General features: G+C 52.9%; 19 protein-coding genes. 8 read left to right on the top strand and 11 right to left on the bottom strand.

What is annotated here, in order from left to right; translation table 11 throughout:
• Window positions 1–57: 57 nt before the first annotated feature.
• Together ACTG3Z_RS03255 and ACTG3Z_RS03250 are read right to left on the bottom strand one after the other, a co-directional pair.
• A complete protein-coding gene (locus tag ACTG3Z_RS03255) occupies window positions 58–1,311 on the bottom strand; it encodes a sarcosine oxidase subunit beta family protein (protein WP_439141211.1) in 1,254 nt (417 codons plus the stop codon).
• Window positions 1,312–1,444: 133 nt separating this feature from the next.
• On the bottom strand, window positions 1,445–2,875 hold the full coding sequence (locus tag ACTG3Z_RS03250; RefSeq protein WP_439141210.1) for a Glu/Leu/Phe/Val family dehydrogenase: 1,431 nt from the start codon (window positions 2,873–2,875) through the stop codon (window positions 1,445–1,447).
• Window positions 2,876–3,218: 343 nt separating this feature from the next.
• On the opposite strand from ACTG3Z_RS03250, the gene ACTG3Z_RS03245 reads away from it, so the two are divergent.
• Genes ACTG3Z_RS03245 through ACTG3Z_RS03235 form a run of 3 tightly spaced genes read left to right on the top strand, consistent with a single transcriptional unit; the run spans window position 3,219 to window position 5,766 of the window.
• Window positions 3,219–4,643, top strand: a complete 1,425-nt coding sequence (locus ACTG3Z_RS03245; protein ID WP_439141209.1) for a pilus assembly protein TadG-related protein — start codon at window positions 3,219–3,221, stop codon at window positions 4,641–4,643.
• The gene (locus ACTG3Z_RS03240) at window positions 4,640–5,185 is read left to right on the top strand and encodes a TadE/TadG family type IV pilus assembly protein (RefSeq protein ID WP_439141208.1); all 546 of its coding nucleotides are present in this window, start codon (window positions 4,640–4,642) and stop codon (window positions 5,183–5,185) included. Before ACTG3Z_RS03245 ends, ACTG3Z_RS03240 begins: the two co-directional genes overlap by 4 nt.
• A 5-nt stretch (window positions 5,186–5,190) precedes the next feature.
• On the top strand, window positions 5,191–5,766 hold the full coding sequence (locus ACTG3Z_RS03235; RefSeq protein WP_439141207.1) for a TadE/TadG family type IV pilus assembly protein: 576 nt from the start codon (window positions 5,191–5,193) through the stop codon (window positions 5,764–5,766).
• A gap of 65 nt (window positions 5,767–5,831) precedes the next feature.
• Here ACTG3Z_RS03235 and ACTG3Z_RS03230 read toward each other — a convergent pair whose 3' ends face one another.
• Together ACTG3Z_RS03230 and ACTG3Z_RS03225 are read right to left on the bottom strand one after the other, a co-directional pair.
• Window positions 5,832–6,314, bottom strand: coding sequence for a hypothetical protein (locus ACTG3Z_RS03230; RefSeq protein ID WP_439141206.1), 483 nt, complete (start codon window positions 6,312–6,314; stop codon window positions 5,832–5,834).
• Between the two features lie 84 nt (window positions 6,315–6,398).
• Complete coding sequence (locus tag ACTG3Z_RS03225; RefSeq protein ID WP_439141205.1) at window positions 6,399–7,343, bottom strand: NAD(P)-dependent oxidoreductase; 945 nt, start codon at window positions 7,341–7,343, stop codon at window positions 6,399–6,401.
• A gap of 205 nt (window positions 7,344–7,548) precedes the next feature.
• Between ACTG3Z_RS03225 and ACTG3Z_RS03220 the strand changes: the two genes are divergently transcribed.
• Window positions 7,549–8,718 carry a reductive dehalogenase gene (locus ACTG3Z_RS03220; protein WP_439141204.1) on the top strand — a complete coding sequence of 390 codons (1,170 nt, stop codon included), beginning with the start codon at window positions 7,549–7,551 and terminating at the stop codon, window positions 8,716–8,718.
• 9 nt (window positions 8,719–8,727) lie between these two features.
• Here ACTG3Z_RS03220 and ACTG3Z_RS03215 read toward each other — a convergent pair whose 3' ends face one another.
• The 5 genes from ACTG3Z_RS03215 to ACTG3Z_RS03195 form a co-directional block, all read right to left on the bottom strand.
• Complete coding sequence (locus tag ACTG3Z_RS03215; RefSeq protein ID WP_439141203.1) at window positions 8,728–10,011, bottom strand: DUF3422 family protein; 1,284 nt, start codon at window positions 10,009–10,011, stop codon at window positions 8,728–8,730.
• A gap of 130 nt (window positions 10,012–10,141) precedes the next feature.
• Window positions 10,142–10,654 (bottom strand): aggregation factor core, encoded by a 513-nt coding sequence (locus tag ACTG3Z_RS03210; RefSeq protein WP_439141202.1) that lies wholly within the window; start codon window positions 10,652–10,654, stop codon window positions 10,142–10,144.
• Window positions 10,655–10,760: 106 nt separating this feature from the next.
• Entirely contained in the window at window positions 10,761–12,194 is a 1,434-nt protein-coding gene (locus ACTG3Z_RS03205) for an NAD(P)(+) transhydrogenase (Re/Si-specific) subunit beta (protein ID WP_439141201.1), read from the bottom strand.
• Between the two features lie 13 nt (window positions 12,195–12,207).
• The gene (locus tag ACTG3Z_RS03200) at window positions 12,208–13,779 is read right to left on the bottom strand and encodes a Re/Si-specific NAD(P)(+) transhydrogenase subunit alpha (RefSeq protein ID WP_439141199.1); all 1,572 of its coding nucleotides are present in this window, start codon (window positions 13,777–13,779) and stop codon (window positions 12,208–12,210) included.
• Between the two features lie 141 nt (window positions 13,780–13,920).
• The gene (locus ACTG3Z_RS03195) at window positions 13,921–14,364 is read right to left on the bottom strand and encodes a methyltransferase family protein (RefSeq protein ID WP_439141286.1); all 444 of its coding nucleotides are present in this window, start codon (window positions 14,362–14,364) and stop codon (window positions 13,921–13,923) included.
• A gap of 95 nt (window positions 14,365–14,459) precedes the next feature.
• Here ACTG3Z_RS03195 and ACTG3Z_RS03190 point away from each other — a divergent pair, with 95 nt between their 5' ends.
• A complete protein-coding gene (locus ACTG3Z_RS03190) occupies window positions 14,460–14,819 on the top strand; it encodes an MmcQ/YjbR family DNA-binding protein (RefSeq protein WP_439141198.1) in 360 nt (119 codons plus the stop codon).
• Window positions 14,820–14,852: 33 nt separating this feature from the next.
• On the opposite strand, the gene ACTG3Z_RS03185 is transcribed toward ACTG3Z_RS03190, so the two are convergent.
• Window positions 14,853–15,434, bottom strand: a complete 582-nt coding sequence (locus ACTG3Z_RS03185) for a TetR/AcrR family transcriptional regulator (RefSeq protein WP_439141197.1) — start codon at window positions 15,432–15,434, stop codon at window positions 14,853–14,855.
• A 90-nt stretch (window positions 15,435–15,524) separates the two neighbouring features.
• Between ACTG3Z_RS03185 and ACTG3Z_RS03180 the strand changes: the two genes are divergently transcribed.
• The 3 genes from ACTG3Z_RS03180 to ACTG3Z_RS03170 all read left to right on the top strand — a co-directional run bounded on the left by ACTG3Z_RS03180 (window position 15,525) and on the right by ACTG3Z_RS03170 (window position 20,858).
• On the top strand, window positions 15,525–15,989 hold the full coding sequence (locus ACTG3Z_RS03180; protein ID WP_439141196.1) for a (2Fe-2S)-binding protein: 465 nt from the start codon (window positions 15,525–15,527) through the stop codon (window positions 15,987–15,989).
• Window positions 15,990–15,992: 3 nt separating this feature from the next.
• The gene (locus ACTG3Z_RS03175) at window positions 15,993–18,233 is read left to right on the top strand and encodes a molybdopterin cofactor-binding domain-containing protein (RefSeq protein ID WP_439141195.1); all 2,241 of its coding nucleotides are present in this window, start codon (window positions 15,993–15,995) and stop codon (window positions 18,231–18,233) included.
• Between the two features lie 249 nt (window positions 18,234–18,482).
• Window positions 18,483–20,858: a Hint domain-containing protein gene (locus ACTG3Z_RS03170; RefSeq protein WP_439141194.1), complete on the top strand. Its 2,376-nt coding sequence runs from the start codon at window positions 18,483–18,485 to the stop codon at window positions 20,856–20,858.
• Here ACTG3Z_RS03170 and ACTG3Z_RS03165 read toward each other — a convergent pair.
• Entirely contained in the window at window positions 20,855–21,631 is a 777-nt protein-coding gene (locus ACTG3Z_RS03165) for a gamma-glutamyl-gamma-aminobutyrate hydrolase family protein (protein WP_439141193.1), read from the bottom strand. The two genes, ACTG3Z_RS03170 and ACTG3Z_RS03165, sit on opposite strands and share 4 nt — an antisense overlap.
• Between the last annotated feature and the right edge of the window lie 12 nt (window positions 21,632–21,643).

The raw sequence follows: 21,643 nt of genomic DNA, 5'->3' as shown, positions 1-21,643 counted from the left end.
TCGCACTTCATTTTTCTAAATAAACTCCCGCCGGAGGCTCCCATACTCTCAACCCTCCTAGTGCAAGTTATGCTGAGAGCCGGTGCCCTCTTCATCCATCAAACCAGCACCCGTGCGGAAACGATCGAGCCTGAACCCCGTCGCCTCGCTATGATACTGATCCGTTGCAATAAGATGTGAGAAAACGGAACCCGAGCCAGGCACCGCCTTAAACCCGCCATAGCACCAACCGCAGTTGATATAGAGACCGTCGATATGGCTCTTGTCGATGATAGGGCTGCCATCAGGCGTCATATCCATGATCCCCCCCCAAGAACGCAGTACTTTCGCCTCGCCAATCATCGGCATCAGTGTCATTCCCGCCTCCATGACATGCTCTTTCATCGGAAGGTTCCCGCGCGACGCATAGGACGCGTAGAAATCAAGATCGCCACCAAAGACCAAACCACCTTTGTCCGATTGGCTGATATAAAAGTGCCCCATTCCAAAACTGATCACATGATCAATAACCGGCTTGAGCCCTTCAGTCACAAATGCTTGCAACACATGGCTTTCAATCGGCAAACGCATGCCCGCCATTGCCGCCACTTGGCCAGAGCGCCCGGCCACGGTCATGCCAATCTTTTTCGTTTTGATAGCACCACGTGTGGTTTGAACACCTGTCACAGCGCCATTTTCGATGTCGATGCCCGTCACTTCACAGTTTTGGATAATATCGACACCGCGCATATCCGCGCCGCGTGCAAACCCCCAAGCCACCGCATCATGACGCGCCGTACCACCACGGGGATGCAAAAGCCCACCGTAGATAGGAAAACGCGCATTATCGAAATCGAGATAAGGCAGATGCTTTCGCACCCCCTCGCGGTCCAGCAAAATCGCATCATCACCTTGATTCACCATGGAATTGCCACGCCGTACGAACGCGTCACGCTGGCCGTCCGAATGGAAAAGGTTAATCAATCCGCGCTGCGAATGCATAACGTTATAGTTCAGATCTTCTTCGAGACCTTCCCATTGCTTTAAAGAGTGGCTGTAAAACTCGGAGTTGCCATTGAGGAAGTAATTGGCGCGCACAATGGTCGTATTACGACCAACATTACCTCCGCCAATATAGCCTTTTTCAAGAACCGCGATATTGGTCAGCCCGTGGTTCTTCGCCAGATAGTAGGCCGTCGACAAACCATGCCCACCTCCGCCAATAATAATGGCGTCATATTCGGCCTTTGGTTCCGGATCACGCCAATGCGCACTCCAACCCTTGTTGCCTGACAGACCTTCTTTGAGAATGCGTAATGCTGAGAACCGCATGCCTCTCCCTCCGACGTTACAGAGTTTTGAATTAAGCGGGATTCGAAAAGACACGCAACGCCACAACGACATTGCGTGTCTCTTTTAGGCTTTTATTAAGTTCAAAGTCTGGTCGCTCGCTTATTAATAAAGCTTAAAGACCCTTCGCACGATAGCTTGCGGCAACTTTACTGATCGAAACAAGATAGGCCGCCGTACGCAGATCTTCAACATCATCACGGCTGTGCCAAACATCGGCCATCGCTTGATAAGAAATGCGCATCGTATCATCGAGACCAGACCGAACCAGTTCCAGTTCATCTGCGCCGCGCAAATATTTTTCTTTGAAATCTGGCGACAACTCCCACCCCAAATTGGTATCCGAACTAAGACGCTCAAGCTCATCAACAACGAGCTGATGCCGGCCCTCTTCCTGACGACGCTGCATGCGGCCAAATCGGATATGACTAAGGTTCTTAACCCACTCAAAGTAACTGACCGTCACACCCCCAGCATTTGCATACATGTCCGGTATGATCACAGTACCCTTCTTGCGCAGTATTTCATCTGCACCAGCCGTAACCGGGCCATTCGCAGCCTCAATGATAAGTGGTACGTTTATGCGATCAGCATTGCTAAGGTTAATGACCCCTTCCAAGGCTGCGGGAATAAGAACGTCACATTCTTCTTCCATTAGAACTGCACCATTTTCGACATAGCGCGCGTCCGCATAACCAGACACACCGCCATTTTCAGAAATCCAAGTGCGCACAGCCTCAACATCGAGGCCCTTATCGTTGAACAGACCCCCGTCATGTTCAATTATGGCGATAATCTTGCTACCGTCTTCTTCACTCAGAAACTTTGCTGCGTGATATCCAACGTTGCCAAGTCCTTGCACTATGACGCGTTTGCCATCTAGCGTTCCTGTAAGACCTGCCTTTTCAACGCCTTTGGCATCCCTAAAAAAGGCGCGCAGCGCGTATTGTACACCTCGCCCGGTTGCTTCGACGCGTCCAGCAATACCACCAGCATTTAACGGCTTACCGGTCACACATGCCTTTGCGTTGATGTCAGTCGTGTTCATGCGCGCGTATTGATCGGCAATCCAAGCCATCTCACGCTCACCTGTTCCCATATCAGGGGCAGGAACGTTCTGGGCTGGGTCAATCAAATCGCGTTTTATCAGCTCATAGGCAAAGCGGCGCGTAATCAGCTCAAGTTCATGCTCTTCGTATTTTCGAGGATCGATACGCAGGCCCCCTTTCGAGCCACCGAAGGGTGCTTCGACCAGCGCACACTTATAAGTCATCAAAGCGGCCAGCGCTTCCACTTCGTCTTGGTTAACACCCATAGCGAAACGAATTCCGCCTTTCACAGGCTCCATATGTTCGGAGTGCACAGAGCGATACCCTGTAAATGTCTCAATCTTGCCACGTAATCGAACGCCGAAGCGTACCGTATAGGTTGCATTGCAAACACGAATCTTTTCTTCAAGTCCCGGTGGGAGGTCCAACAAGGCAACTGCACGGTTAAACATCATATCGACGCTCTCGCGGAAGCTTGGCTCTTGTGTCGTGGTCATACCTATCTCCAAATATCCCGACGCGGGCGACTGCCCCGTCGCTAATCGAACTCTATTAGGAATCCATTAAAGTAATCCACTGAAGTAAAGCGATCTAAAAGATAATGTCCTTCATACCTTAAGTTTCAAAGGCGATTCTTTCGAGAATCCACCTAGGATCGCCTACTTTGGCAACAATACCTTGCTTGCCCCCCCTTTCTGTTTCCAATTGCGAAATTCAAGGCACGTAAACTCCCGTTTGCTGCCCCAATTTCGCCACAAGCCGAGAGCAAACCGATTGTCGGACGAATACGCCCCCACCCAGTTCGTTAACCGGGGGAAAGACATGAAAGGACCGGCAAAAATGCGGGACATAACTCACCATTCAGGCCAAGAGCCGCAAACAGGGACCGCTAGAAGGCGCGAACTTGTTACGTCGTTTAAAGGCGATGAGAATGGCAGCCTTGTCATTTTCGCCGTTATTATGATTTTGATGATCCTGACCATGGGCGGTATCGGCGTTGACCTGATGCGCTCCGAGCGGGATCGCGCCACGCTTCAACATACGTTAGATCGTGCCATTCTTGCTGCCGCTGATCTTGATCAAGATCGCGCACCCGAAACCGTCGTGAACGATTACTTTGAGGCGGCAGGGCTTGAAAGCTTTCTGTCCAATGTCAGCGTAAGTCAGGGCCTTAACTACAAAACAGTTGGTGCTGAAGCGCAATCTATCACGACCACGGCTTTCATGAACATGGCGGGTGTTGATACGTTGAACGCAACCGCACGCGGTGTCGCTGAAGAGCGTATTGCCAATGTCGAAATATCAATGGTTCTGGACATCTCTGGTTCAATGCAGGACGGCAACAAGATGGCAGAGATGCGAACAGCGGCAACGTCGTTCGTGAACACTGTCTTGAGCCCGGAAAATGAAGACCTCGTGTCTGTATCGCTGGTGCCCTACTCCCAGCATGTGAATGCGGGTCCAAAGATTTACAATGAGCTCAACGTCAATCACCGTCACAACTATTCGCACTGCATCGAAATGGATGACTCTGCGTACGACGAAACTGAGCTTGATCTAAGCGTTCAATACGATCAGATGCAGCACTTCCAATGGAACTATCCAGGCTGGAACCAGCTGTCTGATACGATTTGTCCACGCTACGACTATGAGCGCATCACCCCCTTCAGCCAAGACGCAAACGCGCTCAACGCACAGATCGCACAGATGCAGCCACGCGCTGGTACTCAGATCTTTATGGGTATGAAATGGGCCGCTGCAATGCTCGATCCTGCATTCAACCCTGTTGTTAACGCGCTGGTGAACAGCAACGATATCGACAACGCGTTTAGCAGCCGTCCTGCAGCGTTTAATGATGTGGAAACGCTCAAAACAGTGGTTTTGATGACAGATGGTAAGAACAGCTCCGCACAACGTATCAAAAGCTGGGCATACGACTCACCTTCGGATTACTACCACTGGAGCCGCTACAACCTTTGGTACTACCTCTACCGCAACGTGAACTCTTACTACCGTGGAAACTACTACTGGTGGAAGTACGACGCTGCACAGGGCGATGCCCTACTCGACAATATCTGCGACGCTTCTAAAGAAGCAGGTATCGTGATCTGGTCCATCGGTTTTGAGGTCGACGATCACGGCGCAAACGTCATGGAGAACTGCGCCTCTTCGCCAAGCCACTTCTTCCGAGTTGAAGGTATCGAAATCTCCGAAGCATTTGACGCAATCGCGCGCCAGATTAACCAGCTGAGGCTCACACAATGATTAAGCTTCTCAACACAATCCGCCGTTTCCGCCGCGCTGAGCGTGGGAACGTAACGGTAGAATTTGCACTGGTGTTCCCTGTGTTCATCATGATCCTAACCTCAAGCATCGAGATGGGTGTGATCACGATCCGCCAAACCCTGCTTGAGCGTGGCCTTGATATCGCAATGCGTGAAGTACGTGTTGGCACAGGCGCAAATTATACACACGACCAAGTCCGTGCGATGATCTGCGATGGTGCTGCAATCTTTGAAGACTGTGAACAGAACCTGCGTCTGGAAATGGTCCCAAATGATCCACGCAACTACACCAGACTGCCAAATACAGTGGACTGTGCGCAGCATAGCACTGGTGGTAATGAAGTGTTGAACCCTGTGCGCAACTTCGCGGCGGGCCAGTCTAACGAATTGGTCATTGTTCGTGCTTGCATGCTCTATGATCCGATCTTCCCGACGTCTCAGCTCGCTCTTGAGCGGACCACGGACCAGAACGGCAAAAGCGCGCTTGTTGCTGTGTCGGCCTTCACCCAGGAACCGAGGTAATCGCTATGAAGAATTCTGTCCTGACAAAACACTTGATCCTCGACAAGCTGCGCAGCTTCGTCTCTGAGACCAAGGCAAGCGCCTCTGTCGAAGCGGCGATCATCTTTCCAGCGGTCTTTTGGGCCTATGCGGCGATGTTCACCTATTTTGAAGCCTTCCGCGCACAAGCGGTCGCAGAAAAGTCTGCATACGCCATCAGCGATATGATCAGCCGTGAAACGCAACCGATCACGCCATCGTATATGACGAATGCGCGCAACATCTATAAAGACCTCTCAGGTCTAAGCCCGGGTGAAACCGCTCTTCGCGTTACTCTGTTGCGCTGGGACGCCCAAGGCAGCGTATTCAAAGTAGACTGGTCAAAGCGTCGCGGCGACATTCCACGTCTACGCACACGTGACGTGACAGAATACAACACGTTGCTCCCAACATTGATCGACAATGAGCGGATCATCCTTGTAGAAACTGCGTCTGACTATGACCCAGCCTTCAGCGTTGGGCTGGAGCCTAGGGTGATTGAGACGTTCGTCTTCACCCGCCCACGATATGCACCGCAAATCGTTTGGGACCAAAACGGGTAAGCTCTCTATAACTTGATTAAATCGCCGCGCTGACTTGTTCAGAGCGGCGCTTTTGTGTTGGGCGTCTAGGTTTTGCTCTTTAAATCGCGCTCAGCAATAAGAACTGCAATTGCTTCTGCCATGCCTTTGCTTTGGGGCGCACCCGTTACTCCGCCAATGCCGATCCGACGCGAGAAACACCAATACATACCGGGTGACCACCGCTTAGGGCCGCTGTCTTTGGTGGTGATCAGAAAACCGTTCGAGGGTTTGAACGCGAAGGCTCCGCGCTCGACCTGTACGATGTCTGCGAGCTTGGCAAGCACCGCCCCATCTTTCACACGCAACTCCGTTTGGGTGAGCTCTATCACTTGTGCCGTAGCCACAAACAAACGACTTGCCGAAAACAGGGCAAACACACCGCAGAGTAACAGGATGAGTTGCGAAGCGCTGAAAGAAACAGACAAAGCCAGATAAATCAGCAAGCCGCCCAAAAAGCTCAGCATCACGGTGCCCGTCCAACGACGTGGCGGCGACGCTGTAAGAGTGGCAATAACCGGATCAGACATGGGAACACCTTGCGCGAAGTTTGCTTTGGCGCTCCCCTATCTGCTCTGCCTCAAAATTGCGAGCGCTCTTAGAGCCCGGCGGCACTAACGTCGCACGATCACTTCGGCACCCCTTTCCTCGGGTTCGTCATCTGTCATTTCTGCAGGAAAGCCGGGCGCGGTGACGTCCAGTCCGGTGACTTCCTCCAAACGCTTGATAATATTGGGTGAAAGTTCTCTCTCTCCAAACCGCTCGATTCCATCGTTGAAGATATCAATCAACAATGGGTTCAGTTGCAGCGGCACATTTGCACGATCTGCGACGGCTTGAAACAAACCAATATCTTTCGCCACAAGGTCCATCGTGAACGAAATATCGCGACTTCCGTTCAAAATGACTTGGCTCTCGGTTTCATGCACAAACGAATTGCCCGACGAAATCCGAATGGCTTCAAACGCTGTGCCAAGATCCATGTCTGCGCCCTTGGCCACTGTTAGTGCTTCTGCAACTGAAACGAGGTTGGCAGTCGCCAGATAATTTGTGATGACCTTTAATATGCTCGCGGATCCAAGTTCGCCTGTGTGCAAAACACGTCGCCCCATTATCGTGAGAAGCGGTAAAATGCGCTCAAAGGTTTCTCGCGCGCAGCCTGCAAAAATCGCAATATTGCCTGTGTCAGCTCGGTGGCACCCACCAGAGACCGGACAATCAACCGCCGCTCCCCCTGCAGCAATCACTTGCGCCCCAAGCCGTTTGACTTCGGCTTCGTCCGTTGTGGACATTTCCATCCAAATTTTACCCGCCCGCACTTCTGGCAACATCTCTTGCATAACCGCATCTGACGCTGCAGGGCTTGGCAAACACGTGATCACCGCATCACAGGTGCGCATAAGCTCTGCAGGGCTTTCGCCTCTTCTCGCACCTTTCTCAACAAACGCGGCCACCAGATCAGCGTCCAAATCATAGACCGCAAGATCGGCACCGTTTCGCAACAGGCTGCCAGAGAGCTTTCCGCCAACGTTTCCAAGTCCAATAAATCCGATTTTCATGTCTTTCTCCCTATGCGTTGCCCAATATGTGAAAGCGTCGCTACGACACGTCGCGTCTATTCGCGACCGTTCGTCATGACCCATCTCGCTCGACAGTAAGTTTATTTGGAAAAATGAAGCGGAAGGACAGGGCCTAATCTTCATTTTTCCAAATAAACTCAAACCCCAAGCTTGCAGCAAGAGTTGCCATGGGTAAGCTTGGCGCATGAACGCACACCGCAATGGCCCAAAGTCTTTTTCAGACTCAGATGCTGGCATAGACATCACAGACGATTTTGAGCGTTTTAGCCAACGCAACGATATCTTTAGCCGTGCATTTTGGGACGAGCGCATACGTAGCGCCAAAACTGACGGCTTCTTTGCGTCTTATCGGATGGAAGCGGCACCTCGTCGTGGCGATGGCTTTACGCAACGAGATTTTGCGCTGAGAAATGCATCTTGGTTAAGTTCTGACATTCTTTCTGAGCGCGGCGCTGCGGACGGCAAGCGCGAAGGCTTTCAAGCCCCTATTGCGTACGACACACCTGTTGCGGCTGAGCAAATGGAAATAGGCGACCCACAGCGCATGAGCAAAGAAATCAAACGCATCGCAGAATTCTTTGGTGCTGATCTTTGCGCTGTGACCGAGCTGGACGACCGCTGGCATTATGAAACGCGCGTCGACACACGCGATATGAGCGCGGCCCCTAATCACCTCCCGAGCGGGATCACGCATGTCATTGTGCTGGGCCACGAAATGGACGCAGAATTGGTCGCCACCTATCCTTCCGCCCTTGCTGGGGCTGCCACAGGTCGTGAATACAGTCATGAAGCCGCTATCGTGATGCAACTCGCTGCCTATATCCGCAATCTCGGCTATGAGGCCGTCGCGTCGATGAACGACACAGCACTGGTTATTCCTTATGCGTTGAAAGCGGGACTTGGTGAATATGCGCGCAATCAAATGGTGATCACGCCTGAATTTGGGCCGCGGCTCAGGTTTTCCAAGATCTTCACATCCTTGCCGCTTCACAGCGATCAGCCTAAAAAGTTGGGCGTCGCTGAGTTTTGCAATATTTGCACAAAATGTGCGGATGCATGCCCGGTCAAGGCATTGCCATTTGGCCCGCCGGATGTGTCAACGCAAACCTCTTCTATCAAAGGAGTGCGAAAATGGACGTCGAATGCAGAAAAGTGTTTTGGGTTCTGGGCTAAAATGGCCTCTGATTGCGCCATTTGCCTGCGCGTTTGCCCTTTTAATCGCGACTTTTCAAAGTGGCGGCACAAGCTTTGGCTTAAGCTCGCCCTGTCACCGTGGCGCAAGTTTGCGCTGACTTTGGATCGTCACAGAGGCGCGCGCATCAAGCCATCCACTTGGTGGGCGCGCACAAAGTAAGTCAGGCACTTATTCCTGAGAATGATCGCGAATACGACGCACCATCCACCAGACCAGCAACACAACAGGTAAGGTCACAGCCGCCGTTAATAGACCCTTACTCGTGCCAGTCAGACCTGTGAGCGGATAAAGCAGGTAACTCACCAAAGAGACTGCGTAATAGCTGATTGCAACGACAGAAAGCCCCTCAACCGTTTGCTGTAAGCGAAGCTGTAGATCGGCACGTTTGTTCATGCTCTCCATAAGCTTTTGGTTTTGCGCAGATCGATCAACATCAACGCGCGTTCGCAGCAAATCAGAGGCGCGCATGGCACGTTCTGACATTGTCGCAAGGCGCGTTTGCGTGGATTTCACAGTACGCATGGCAGGGTCAAACCGGCGCATCATAAATTCCGCGAGGGTCTGTCGCCCTTCCCAAGGCAACTCCCGCAGGATATGGATACGTTGGTTCACAATCGCTTCATAAGCGCCCGTTGCCCCGAAACGAAATGCGGTCTTGGCCTGCAATCCTTCCAGCTCTGTTGAAATGCGCAGCAGTTCATCGAGCTGACCCGCAGCATCGTCACCAGTGGTTTGCATTTGCTCCATCAGCTGCGTCAACTCTAGGTCAAGCGGCCCCATACGGCCGGACAATTCACGCGATTTTGCAAGGCCCAGCATGGACATGGCTTTGTAGGTTTCAATCTCGAACAAGCGCTGCACAATACGGCCCGTTCGGCCCTGCCCCACGCCCTCCGCAATGAAAATCGCAAACCGCGAGTGACCCGCAGGATCAATATGAAAATCACCAGCAACGATCGCAGAGCTGTCCAATACAGAGCTTGCCGCGAGGCTTTCGCGCACGAACCATTCCGACATCTTTTCACGCATGACACCAGTATCGTGCTGCGGTTCGATGCGCAGAAGGCACGATGTAATCCTAAGACCCGGTGCTTCGGAAAGCCAATCTTCCGGGAAAAATTCAAAATCAGAGGAGTCAAACGCGCGCTCCCCTAAACCGTCTACCAGCAATGTGAAGGTCACAAACTCCGTGTGTCGTTCCCATTTCAATCGATGCTTGCCAAGTTGGCCAAAGTAATGAGTTGCCCCTGGCTGCGGATGTGGTGCTCCGTGACGATCCAACAGTTTGATCAAGTGATCCAGATCCGCCTTGGCTGCCTCTGGATGGGTCGCATCCTGATGCTTTAGCGCCAAAAAAATCGCGCGTGAGCCTGCAGTTAGGGTCGGAAAAGGACGCGCATGTAACTCATTAGAGAGTTGAAAGCGCAAAGGGTGGTCTTGAACGGGGGGCACGGCGTTTACCTAAGTACTGAGGGCGTTTGACTTTAACCTAGTTCGCCATCAGCATTTTGAAAAGGAAAAAATCGTTAAATTATAATGCGTTAAGGGAATGCAAAGGTATACACTGCATTCCTTTGAAAGATTAGGAGTTACAACCGCTGTTCGCAAGCACAGCCTTGGCATCGGCCCCGAATGTCGCGGCCTTTCGTTCGCCATCAGCCATAAGGACCACAGACGCACCCGCGATTTCTCCGCCATTCACAGTGATTTCGCGTGCGCCGCCTGTGTCATCGACGTCTAATGTGAAGGCCACTGTCTGCCCTTTTGGCAAGGCGCTCAAACCGATACTCAGTGCCTTATCGCCATCCATCACGCTTGGCGACTGTTCTACAAGTGACCCGCCTGAAGTCAGCTCAAAGGGTTGGAACACTTCCACCCCTGCCCCAGCCGCCGTCGTGTCAAAGATCAAACCACCTGCGGAACCATCCAAGTTGATTGTCACCTTCACCGGCCCACTCAAGCAGTCCGAGGTGGAAGTGATCTCGAAACGATCTTTCGGCGCACCTTCGATGAAGCGGGCAGAGATATCGGCTTGCACGAATGACGCGCTGCAAATGGCGAAAGCTGCGAGGGTCAACGCGTGTTTAAAAAACATTAAATAAGATCCTTCATTATTACGAATGACAGGTAGATCGCAGCTGTCAAAAAGAAAGCCCCACTAAATAGCGGGGCTTTCTCTATCACTTAAAGTTGGCGGTTGATCAGTCGATCATTGGCAAAAGCTTGTCGAGGCTCTCTTTCGCGTCACCATAATACATCCGCGTGTTGTCCTTGAAGAACAGCGGGTTCTCGATGCCAGAGTAACCCGTACCCTGACCACGCTTGGAGACGAACACTTGCTTGGCTTTCCAGCACTCAAGAACTGGCATGCCTGCAATCGGGGAGTTCGGATCATCCTGCGCCGCTGGGTTCACGATGTCATTGGAGCCGATCACGATAGCGACGTCCGTATCAGGGAAGTCTTCGTTAATCTCGTCCATTTCCATCACGATGTCATAAGGCACTTTTGCCTCAGCCAGCAGAACGTTCATGTGACCTGGCAAACGACCCGCAACAGGGTGGATCGCGAAACGCACGTTTTTGCCCTTCGCACGTAGCTTGCGCACCAATTCCGCCACGGTCGCTTGCGCTTGTGCAACCGCCATACCGTAGCCTGGGATGATGATGACGCTATCGGCTTCATTCAGCGCTGTCGCAACACCATCAGTGTCGATTGCCACTTGCTCGCCTTCAACCGCCATCTGCTCACCCGCAGGGCCACCGAAGCCACCCAAGATAACGCTGACGAATGAACGATTCATCGCCTTACACATGATGTAGCTGAGGATCGCGCCGGAGGAACCAACAAGCGCACCAACAACGATCAACAGGTCGTTCCCAAGGGAGAAACCAATCGCGGCAGCCGCCCAACCAGAATAGCTGTTCAGCATGGACACAACGACAGGCATATCCGCGCCGCCGATGCCCATGATCAAATGATAGCCGATGAACAAAGCTGCCAAAGTCATCAAGAACAATGGGAAGAAACCGCCCGTGTTCATGTACCAGATCAAGCAGACCGCCGACAGGATCGCCGCGCCCGCGTTGAGCATGTGACCACCGGGAAGCTTCGTTGCCGCGCTATCTACTTTGCCCGCAAGCTTGCCATACGCAATGACAGAGCCTGTGAAAGTGATCGCACCGATGAAGATACCAAGGAACAGCTCAACCCGCAGAATGCCGATCTCAACACCGTCTTTCTTGGCCAGAAGAGCAGCAAAACCCTCAAGGGATTTCTTTGCGGCATCGTCCATCGCCAAAACGCGGCCCAACTCGATATGCGCGATCAAGCCGACGAATACCGCCGCCAAACCCACAAGCGAGTGCATCGCAGCGACCAGTTCTGGCATCTGCGTCATTTGCACTTTCGTTGCCAGTTGGTAACCGATTGCACCACCACCAATGATCATCACAAGCGAAACGAACCAGTAGCCCGAACCGGGGCCAACAAGCGTTGCTGCCACCGCGAGCGCCATGCCCACGATGCCATACCATACCGCGCGTTTCGCGCTTTCTTGGCCTGACAGTCCGCCCAAAGACAGAATGAACAGAACCGCTGCAACTACGTAAGCTGCTGTTGTAAAACCAAATTCCATTGAACCAGCCCCCTTACGATTTCTGGAACATGGCGAGCATGCGCCGTGTCACAAGAAAGCCGCCGAAAATATTGATGCCTGTCATAAAGACCGACAGCGCTGCGAGCAGGATCACCAAGAAGGAACCCGATGCAATTTGCATCAAAGCGCCCAGAATGATGATCGAAGAAATCGCATTCGTCACCGCCATCAGTGGTGTATGCAAGCTGTGCGCGACGCCCCAGATGACTTGGAAACCCACAAACACGGCCAAAACGAAGACGATAAAGTGCTGCATAAAGCTTGCAGGCGCGATAAGACCAACGCCCAAGAGCAAGGCCGCACCAACCGCGAGCAATGTGACTTGCTGTTTGGTCTGCGCTTTGAATGCTGCTGTTTCAGCCGCGCGCTTTTCTTCAGGCGTCAGCTCTGGCACCACTTCCTTAGGCTTGGCAGCAATCGCCTGTACCTTCGGTGGTGGTGGTGGGAAGGTGATCTCTTTGTCAAACGTGACTGTCGCGCCGCGAATGACGTCGTCCTCCATGTTGTGATTGATTTGGCCGTCCTTTTCAGGTGTCAAATCAGTCATCATGTGACGGATGTTTGTCGCGTATAGCGTTGACGCTTGTGCCGCCATCCGTGATGGGAAATCGGTGTAGCCGATGATTGTCACGCCGTTGTCCGTGACGATCTTCTCGTCCATCACAGTCATCTTGCAGTTGCCGCCCTTTTCGGCGGCAAGATCGACAATAACAGAGCCGGGTTTCATGCTTTCGACCATATCTTTGGTCCAAAGCTCTGGCGCTTCGCGGTTCGGGATCAGCGCTGTCGTGATGACGATGTCCATGTCCGGCGCAATTTCGCGGAACTTGGCAAGCTGAGCCGCGGCGAACTCTGGGCTGGACACAGCGGCGTAACCACCCGTCGCGGCACCATCTGCCTGCTCTTCTTCAAAGTCGAGGAAGACAAACTCGGCTCCCATGCTCTCGACCTGCTCCGCCACTTCTGGACGTACGTCGAAGGCGTATGTGATCGCGCCAAGCGATGTGGATGTACCGATTGCCGCGAGACCAGCTACACCAGCACCAACCACCAGAACCTTCGCTGGCGGAACCTTGCCCGCCGCGGTGATCTGGCCTGTAAAGAAGCGTGGGAAGTTGTTGCCCGCTTCAATCACAGCGCGGTAGCCCGCGATATTCGCCATCGAGGACAGCGCGTCCATCTTTTGAGCGCGGCTGATACGTGGGACCATTTCCATGGCAATCACGTTCGTGCCCTTTTTCTTCGCCGCATCCATGCCTGCGTCGTTCGCGGCAGGTGTGAAGAAGGAAATCAAAGTCTGGCCTTCGCGCATGCGTTTCAGCTCAGCCGTTTCTGGCTGGCGCACTTTTGCGACGATGTCCGCGTCTTTCCAAAGTGCGGCGGCGGTCTTTACGACTTCAACGCCAGCCTCTTTGTAGAGCGTGTCAGAAAATCCAGCGTTGGCGCCAGCGCCCGCTTCGATGATGCAGTCATATCCGAGTTTCTGGAGTTGCTTCGCGCTTTCAGGCGTCATGCCTACGCGGTTTTCTCCCTCGAACACTTCTTTAGGTGTTCCGATTTTCAAAGATCTGCCCCCTTTGTAATAATAAAAGCCAAATCACTGGCCGAGCGGCACAATGTTGCTTGAGTGGTTAATGGGCGCGCGGTGAAGGCGCAAGCGTATGTCGGATTTTAGCGTCTCTATGTCGCGAAATAAGAATAACAGCTAGACCCAACGCCTAACCGACTGACAATACTTGAAAAAATCTGCCTTGAAGGCGCTGCGAAGACGGTTTTCTTCCGGAATAATAAAGCGTCGTTCCAGTATACTTAAGAATACCGGAATGATCGGGAGCGCTAACACTGCATCCCATCGCAGAATCAGACCCGAAAGAAGCAAAACATCGCCCAGATAGATCGGGTTGCGGGAACGCTTGAATATTCCTGTTGTCACAAGTTTTTGCGCTTCAAGATGTGGAATGACCGTCGTGCGCTGTTTCCGCATCTCTGTAACCGCAAGAAGCATCAAAATAAGACCTGCGCCAATCAACAAACCACTCAAAAGATCCGTGAACCAGCTTTCGATGCTTAGACCAAAGCTGAGGTGCTGACTTTGAAGCCACGCCAGACTGCACACACCAACCAACCAGACGGGTGGAATGTCGATCATCTTGGCGATGGTTAAGTTTTGCACGCGTGACGTCTTTCTAGCTAGTCTAAGGTATACCAAATTAGAACCATCACATCAAAAACGAAAGGAACATTATGCTAAGTCGCGACGCAATCAACGCCTTTTGTAGATCCCTGCCCAAAACAAGTCATGTCGTGCAGTGGGGCAATAGCGATGTGTGGAAGCTCGGCGGCAAGGTCTTTGCCATTTGCGGTTGGTCGGATGGCGAAAGCGCTGTTTCGTTTAAAGTCAGCGATCTGGCATTTGAGGTGTTGAGCGACATGCCCGGCATAAGGCCCGCCCCCTACCTCGCCTCTAGAGGTATGAAATGGGTGCAAGTGTATGAGGACCCGGGCTTGCCCGACGTGGAACTCAAAGCACATATTGAGACCAGTTATGAGATGATCAAAGCCAAGCTTACCAAGAAATTGCGTGCGGACTTAGGGCTCGAGTGAACGTTAGCTGCAAATGTGGCGTACTGGCAAAGATTAAGAACGCAGTCCTTTACCCAAAAGCTGCGCCAGTTGCGAAGTGCGCGCCTTGTACACCTGATAGCTCGGGCGCGGGGATTTGAGCCCATAGTAGGATGACAGAATTGTCTGTGCTGTAATATCTGGCGCAGCGCATATGATGCGGTCCTGTTCAGACTCATCTGACAGCCAATTTGTTAAGCCCTTCAACATGTTCGCTTCAATCTGTTGTATTTCAGTTTGGACGCTCTCGTTTTTGACGGTCATCAGTTCATCCCCGTGCTCTGCATCTAACAACACTGCCATCACACCGTCTGGATCAAAGGCATCAAAGACATCACTTAGCAAAGATGTCGGATCCGCGCCTGGGACCAAAAGGGTATGTATCTGCGCCTCGACCTTTTTGAAAAAGCTTAAGACCAGAAAACCAAAGACATCTTCTTTACTTTGGAAATGCAGATACAGCGCGGGACGCGACATTTGCGCTTTTTGCGCGATCAATTGCATAGAGGTCTTGCGAAATCCGTGCTCCGCAAAGACAGCAAACGCTGCATCTGCGATGATTTTTTTCTTATCAATTTCAAGTCGATCACTGCTCATCCGAAATTCCTGACAAAATTTATGATTTTTGTCAATTGACACGCTGACACAATCACCTACTTTTGTCAGAACCGTTAGAGGAGCAAGAGCATGGCCACCACGATAACAGTCAATGGAACAGAACGCAGCGTCGAGCTGCCGGACGACGTGCCCCTTTTGTGGGTGTTGCGAGACGAGCTGAACCTGACAGGCACCAAGTTTGGTTGCGGTGTGGCCGCGTGTGGGGCCTGCACCGTCCATATAGATGGTGTTGCCGTACGGTCCTGCCAAACAGCTTTGTCGGATGTCGACGGCGCTGTCACGACGATCGAAGGTCTTGGCACACCTGAGAGCTTACATGCATTGCAAGCCGCTTGGGTCGAACATCAGGTCGCACAGTGTGGTTACTGCCAATCCGGGCAGATCATGCAAGCGGCCAGCCTTTTGGCAGAGAACCCCGCGCCAACGGACCAAGACATCGATGATGCGATGCAAGGGAACTTGTGCCGCTGTGGCACCTACCCACGCATCCGCGCCGCCATTCACACGGCTGCAAAAGCCACGCAGGGAGCATAGATCATGGCCTCTTTCAAAAAGATCGCGCGCCGCACATTCCTGATTGGCTCTGCTGCCATAGTTGGTGGTGTTGCCTTTGGTGCCTACAAATACACACGCCCCTTGGAAAATCCGCTTGAGGCCGGCCCGAACGAGGCCGCGCTCAATCCATTTATCTTCATTGACCAAGAGGGCGTCACAATCATCACGCCACGCGCGGAAATGGGTCAAGGGGTGCACACGACCCTCGCGGCACTTGCCGCAGAAGAGCTGGACGTAGCCTGGGAAGATGTACGCGTACTGCACGGCCCCCCTGCGAAAGCCTATTACAATAGCGCACTCATGGGGGCTGTTTTACCAGTGCCCGAGTACTCAAAAAGTGCGTTGATGCAAACCATGTCCGAAGCCATTGGCGAAGTGAACAAGCTACTTGGTATGCAAATGACGGGTGGCTCCACGTCGATGATGGATGGTTATGACCGTCTGCGTCGTGCCGGTGCAACCGCACGCGAAACCCTCAAACTAGCAGCCGCTGATGCGTTCAATATCAGCGCACACAGCCTGAAAACAATGAACGGTCGCGTTTATACGCCAGATGGGAACTCTATCTCTTACTCTGATCTGGCTGCAGCAGCGGCAAAGATTGACCCGCCTCAAGTTGAGTTGCGTCCGCAGTCAGAGTGGAAATACATCGGTAAAACCATGCCGCGCGTTGACATGCTTGGAAAAGCCACTGGTACCGCTGAGTTTGGTGTCGATGTGCGTGTTGAGGGAATGAAATACGCGACGGTGCGCATGAACCCACGCCTTGGTGCGCCCATGGAGTCGATGGATGCAAGCGCGGCGGAAGCAATGACAGGCGTAGAAAAAGTGATTGCGCTCGAGGATGGTTATGCCGTCATCGCCTCGAACACATGGCTTGCGTTTCAAGCCGCTGATGCGGTTGAGGCGGACTGGGCCGACGCACCCTACCCCGCCGAGCAAAGCGAGATCATACAAGCGATTGAAGAAAGCTTCGCGGGCAAAGCCAACTCGACACTGCGTGATGATGGCGATGTGGAAACAACAATCGAAGGCGCGGACGTCATCGAAGCCGAATACCGTATGCCTTTCCTTGCGCATTCAACAATGGAGCCGATGAACGCCACCGCCCATTTCACAGGGGATGCGTTAGAAGTCTGGTGTGGCAATCAAGCGCCTACGTTGATGCGTGATCAGTGCGCTGTTGCGGTTGGGCTCGAGCCTGAACAAGTGACTTTGCACACCACACTGATGGGCGGCGGTTTTGGACGGCGCAGCGAAACAGACTTTGGCGTCATCGCTGCAAAAGTCGCAAAAGAGATGCCTAATGTTCCAGTAAAAGTGACATGGACGCGCGAAGAAGACATGCGCCATGACATGTTCCGCCCAGCCGCGATTGGGCGCTACACGGGTGCCGTGAAAGATGGCAAAGCGGTCCTGCTTGACGGGCGTGTTGCAGGACCGTCTGTAACCGCAAGCGCTATGAAGCGTTTGATGGATTTCTCTGCGGCCGGCGCTGATAAGGTCCACGTGGAGGGTGCCTTTGATCAGCCCTACCAAATTCCGAACTACCGTATTCAAGGGTTTCTAACCCCGATGAATATTCCGCTCGGCTTTTGGCGCTCTGTGGGCAATTCGGTCAATGGTTTCATGCATGACAGTTTCTTGGATGAACTCGCCCATGCAGCCAAGGCGGATCCACTGGAATTCCGCCTTGATATGATGCGTGACGAACATGCGCCCTCTGCTGCGGTGCTCGAAGCGGTGCGCGATATGTCGGGGTGGACAGGCAAGACCGAAGACGGCATCGGGCGCGGTGTCGCTTTTGCGCATAGCTTTGGAACCCCTGTTGCGATGGTGATCGAAGTTGTGGATGAGGATTCAACAATTCGTATCAACAAGGCTTGGATCGCCGCAGACTTGGGCACCATCCTTGATCCGGGCAACCTTGAGGCCCAGCTGTATGGCGGCATGATCTATGGTCTCTCCGCTGCAGTCTATGGCGAGATCACCTTTGCAGACGGCGCTGTTGAGCAAGGAAACTTCCCGGACTACGACGCTTTGCGCATTCACAACGCGCCTACGACAGAAGTAAAAGTCCTGGCGAGCGGTGGCCACATCGGTGGTGCGGGTGAACCCGGCACACCACCGTCTATGTCGGCACTTACGAATGCGATCTTCGATTTGACAGGTGAACGTGCCCGCACGTTGCCGTTGATGAACACGTTTGACCTTCTGATCTAAACGCAAACGTAAGTCTCGGCAAAGGCCAGAATAACTAGTCAAACCTTACGGAACGCGTCCACAGCAAGTTGGGCGCGTTTGTTGTTGGTTCGGAAACAACCTTGCCGTTGGTTGAACACAATTGGCGCTAAATTTTCTGAAAAAGGTCCCAATTCGCGCGCAAACGCGCCCAGAACCCACTGTAGCCATTTTGGAAACAGCACGGAAACGCATTGTTTCCGCTTTGCTAGATCAGAATGGACGCCGGTCATGCCCAATGGATATTTAGTCACGCTTGGTGATAGCTCGCTAGACGTAAATGATACGATCGATGCGAGCCAAGTCTTCTTCACCATCGCGAGCACAATCGGTGCAGGTGGTTGGAATTGGTCCGGAATCTGGGATGGCAACGGTTTATTCTATTCCAACATTAACGACACAGGCGTTTACTACGAAGGCACGGATGGCAGTGTCTATTTTATTCCTGACACATGGTACACAACCAGCGGTACCGCTTTTGTGACCTCTGCCCCAAGCTATTCCAATAGTTCTGTCGTAGCAGGGACCAGCGGCGCGGATGTGATCGATGCAACCTATGTCGACCTCAACGGCAACGAAGTTGACGCCGGTGACGGCACAGGCCCTTTGGGCAACGAAGATACAATCCATGCGGGCGACGGAAATGACAGTGTCGAAGCTGGGCTTGAGGACGATCTCGTCTACGGCGGTGGCGGCGCAGATACGCTGGAAGGTGGCTCAGGCAACGATACGATCTACGGCGACTCCGACGGCGTTTTACCCGGCGGCGTTGCTGGCGCTGACAGCATTCTAGGCGGCTCTGGCAATGATTTGATCTTTGGCGAAGACGGCGCTGACATAATCCGTGGCAACGGCAACAACGACACAATATATGGCGGCGATGGTGCAGATAACATTCGCGGCGATGGCGGCGCGGACCTGATTGAAGGCGATGACGGCGGCGATACCATTGCGGGCGACGGCGGGGCCGACACGATCCGAGGTGGCGCAGGTGCAGATAGCATTGACGGTAATGCAGGTGACGATCTTATCGGCGCGGAACCCGTTGCAGATGCGACAACGCTAGATTGGGCAAATGTTGATGCAAATGGCAGCTTTGATATGTCAGGTGCCACAGAAACGCTCAACGTTACCGTCGTAACCACAACCAACGCGTCGGGCCAAACTGCAAACACACAATCCAATGGGTCGCCAGCGGCGGACGGTCTTTGGGTGTCAGGCATCACAGATCCCGTCACCACAACGATGACTTTTGATGGCTTAATCGAAAATGCCAACTTCGAAATCTATGACATCGACCAAAACACAGGCAGTTGGGACGATAAACTGACCGTCGTCGCGCTTGATCAAGACGGCAATCAAACCACTGTCACCTTTTCAGACCTAGATGGTCTGCACACGGTCACAGGCGATGTGCTTGATGCCGATGGCAACGCAAGCGGCGGTGTCGAGACGACGGGCGCGGACGATTCTGTCACTATTGATATTGCAGGCCCGTTCGTTCAACTGATCTTTACCTTCGACAACGGCGAAAGCGCTACAAACAGCGGCCTGTTCGGTATTGGTAATATGACGTTTGATTTCACGTCAAACTATGATGCCGAACCTGACAATGACACGATGAATGGTGGCACCGGCAACGACACTATCTTTGCCGGCAGCGGTGACGATAGCATATCAGGCGGAACCGGCAGTGATCTTCTTGACGGCCAAGAGGGCAATGATTTTTTCAACGTGGGCGAAGGTGACACTGCAATTGGTGGCGATGGTGACGACATATTCCAACTTGTCGACTTGGGCGAAACCCCAGGCGCCGGAGCTGGCATTTTCGTGCAAGGTGATGAAGGCGACGAAACCACCGGCGATGTTCTAAATCTCGGAACGCTCGGCAATCGCAATGACATCATCTATTCTAACACCAATGACGCCCTTGGCGGGCTCAGCGGAACGCTTGTCCTTGAAGACGGCACCCTGCTCACGTTTGAGAACATCGAAAAAATTATCTGTTTCACACCCGGAACGATGATCGACACCCCCTTTGGTACGCGCGCAGTCGAAACGCTCAAAGCGGGCGATCTGGTCATGACACGCGACGGCGGGCCACAACCCTTGAAATGGGTCGGCGCACGCTCAATGCCCTGCACCCCTGACACAACCCCTATCTTGTTTGAGGACGGCGCCCTTGAAGGACAAACCGCGCCTTTGATGGTTTCGCCACAGCATAAAATGCTCGTGTCTCACTTTGCGGCAGAACTGTTGTTTGGTCACGATGAAGTCTTTTGCAGTGCGAAACACATGCTTGGATCCAAGATAAAACGTGTCGCGCAAAAAATGGTGACCTACGTGCACATCATGTTGGAAACCCATCAAGTGATCACCGCAAATGGTGTAGAAACCGAAAGTTTCCATGCGGGTCCTGAGGGCATGCAAGCATTGTCTAACGACGCTAAAGAAGATCTGTTCACGGTTTTTCCCGCTTTAAAAACAGACCCTTATGCGCACGGACGCACAGCATACACATGCCTCAAAGCACATGAAACCACGCTTCTAATGGAAGAAATTGCGATGGCCGAGGCGTGGCGCATCACCCAACAAAGGGCCGCTTAAGCGTTTTGCAGATGTTGCGCGTTTCGCGCAGCCGCAAATGCTTTAACCGCCTCACCAAAGGCATTGAACAATGGCCGCGACACAGGATCACCATCCGCGTTCCATTCGGGATGCCACTGCACAGAGGCCGTAAAACCAGGCGCGTCTTTGACATAGATCGCTTCGGGCGTGCCATCATCCGCGACACCGTCAATTACGATGCGAGGACCCGCTTGCTTGATACCTTGCCCATGAAGTGTGTTGGTCATCACTTCTTCAGCGCCAAAAATGCGGTGAAAGACGCTGCCTTTGCTAAGGCTGACCTTGTGGCGAATTTCGAATTTTTCCTCAAGCGTGCCATCTGGCGGCATGCGGTGGTTCATACGCCCCGGCAAATCGCGGATTTCGGGATAAAGGGACCCACCCATCGCAACATTCACTTCTTGGAAACCGCGACAAATACCTAAAAACGGCTGGCCTGCCTCAACACAGGCACGCACCAGCGGCAACGCTATCGCATCGCGCGCGCGATCAAATTCGCCGTGCGCGTCTGTCGCATCTTCGCCGTATTCCTCTGGGTGTACATTTGGACGCCCGCCCGTCAGTAGAAAACCATCACATGTCGCCATTAGCTCCGCAACGCTGACATGTGCTGGATCGGCAGGGATCAACATTGGCATACAGCCAGAGACCTGTGCAATTGCATCTGTGTTCATCACGCCACCCGCGTGAACCGGATATTGATCGTTCAACAAATAGGAATTCGAAATGATGCCGACGATTGGGCGCGCCATGCGGGATCCTCA

Source organism: Planktotalea sp., from assembly GCF_965659345.1.
Classification (GTDB): domain Bacteria; phylum Pseudomonadota; class Alphaproteobacteria; order Rhodobacterales; family Rhodobacteraceae; genus Planktotalea.
This window is presented reverse-complemented; position numbering and strand designations above follow the sequence as displayed.

Coding starts and splice junctions, on each gene's coding strand:
- ACTG3Z_RS03255 (WP_439141211.1), bottom strand. CDS start 1,311: ATGCGGTTCTCAGCATTACGCATTCTCAAAGAAGGTCTGTCAGGCAAC.
- ACTG3Z_RS03250 (WP_439141210.1), bottom strand. CDS start 2,875: ATGACCACGACACAAGAGCCAAGCTTCCGCGAGAGCGTCGATATGATG.
- ACTG3Z_RS03245 (WP_439141209.1), top strand. CDS start 3,219: ATGCGGGACATAACTCACCATTCAGGCCAAGAGCCGCAAACAGGGACC.
- ACTG3Z_RS03240 (WP_439141208.1), top strand. CDS start 4,640: ATGATTAAGCTTCTCAACACAATCCGCCGTTTCCGCCGCGCTGAGCGT.
- ACTG3Z_RS03235 (WP_439141207.1), top strand. CDS start 5,191: ATGAAGAATTCTGTCCTGACAAAACACTTGATCCTCGACAAGCTGCGC.
- ACTG3Z_RS03230 (WP_439141206.1), bottom strand. CDS start 6,314: ATGTCTGATCCGGTTATTGCCACTCTTACAGCGTCGCCGCCACGTCGT.
- ACTG3Z_RS03225 (WP_439141205.1), bottom strand. CDS start 7,343: ATGAAAATCGGATTTATTGGACTTGGAAACGTTGGCGGAAAGCTCTCT.
- ACTG3Z_RS03220 (WP_439141204.1), top strand. CDS start 7,549: ATGAACGCACACCGCAATGGCCCAAAGTCTTTTTCAGACTCAGATGCT.
- ACTG3Z_RS03210 (WP_439141202.1), bottom strand. CDS start 10,654: ATGTTTTTTAAACACGCGTTGACCCTCGCAGCTTTCGCCATTTGCAGC.
- ACTG3Z_RS03205 (WP_439141201.1), bottom strand. CDS start 12,194: ATGGAATTTGGTTTTACAACAGCAGCTTACGTAGTTGCAGCGGTTCTG.
- ACTG3Z_RS03195 (WP_439141286.1), bottom strand. CDS start 14,364: ATGATCGACATTCCACCCGTCTGGTTGGTTGGTGTGTGCAGTCTGGCG.
- ACTG3Z_RS03190 (WP_439141198.1), top strand. CDS start 14,460: ATGCTAAGTCGCGACGCAATCAACGCCTTTTGTAGATCCCTGCCCAAA.
- ACTG3Z_RS03185 (WP_439141197.1), bottom strand. CDS start 15,434: ATGAGCAGTGATCGACTTGAAATTGATAAGAAAAAAATCATCGCAGAT.
- ACTG3Z_RS03180 (WP_439141196.1), top strand. CDS start 15,525: ATGGCCACCACGATAACAGTCAATGGAACAGAACGCAGCGTCGAGCTG.
- ACTG3Z_RS03175 (WP_439141195.1), top strand. CDS start 15,993: ATGGCCTCTTTCAAAAAGATCGCGCGCCGCACATTCCTGATTGGCTCT.
- ACTG3Z_RS03170 (WP_439141194.1), top strand. CDS start 18,483: ATGCCCAATGGATATTTAGTCACGCTTGGTGATAGCTCGCTAGACGTA.
- ACTG3Z_RS03165 (WP_439141193.1), bottom strand. CDS start 21,631: ATGGCGCGCCCAATCGTCGGCATCATTTCGAATTCCTATTTGTTGAAC.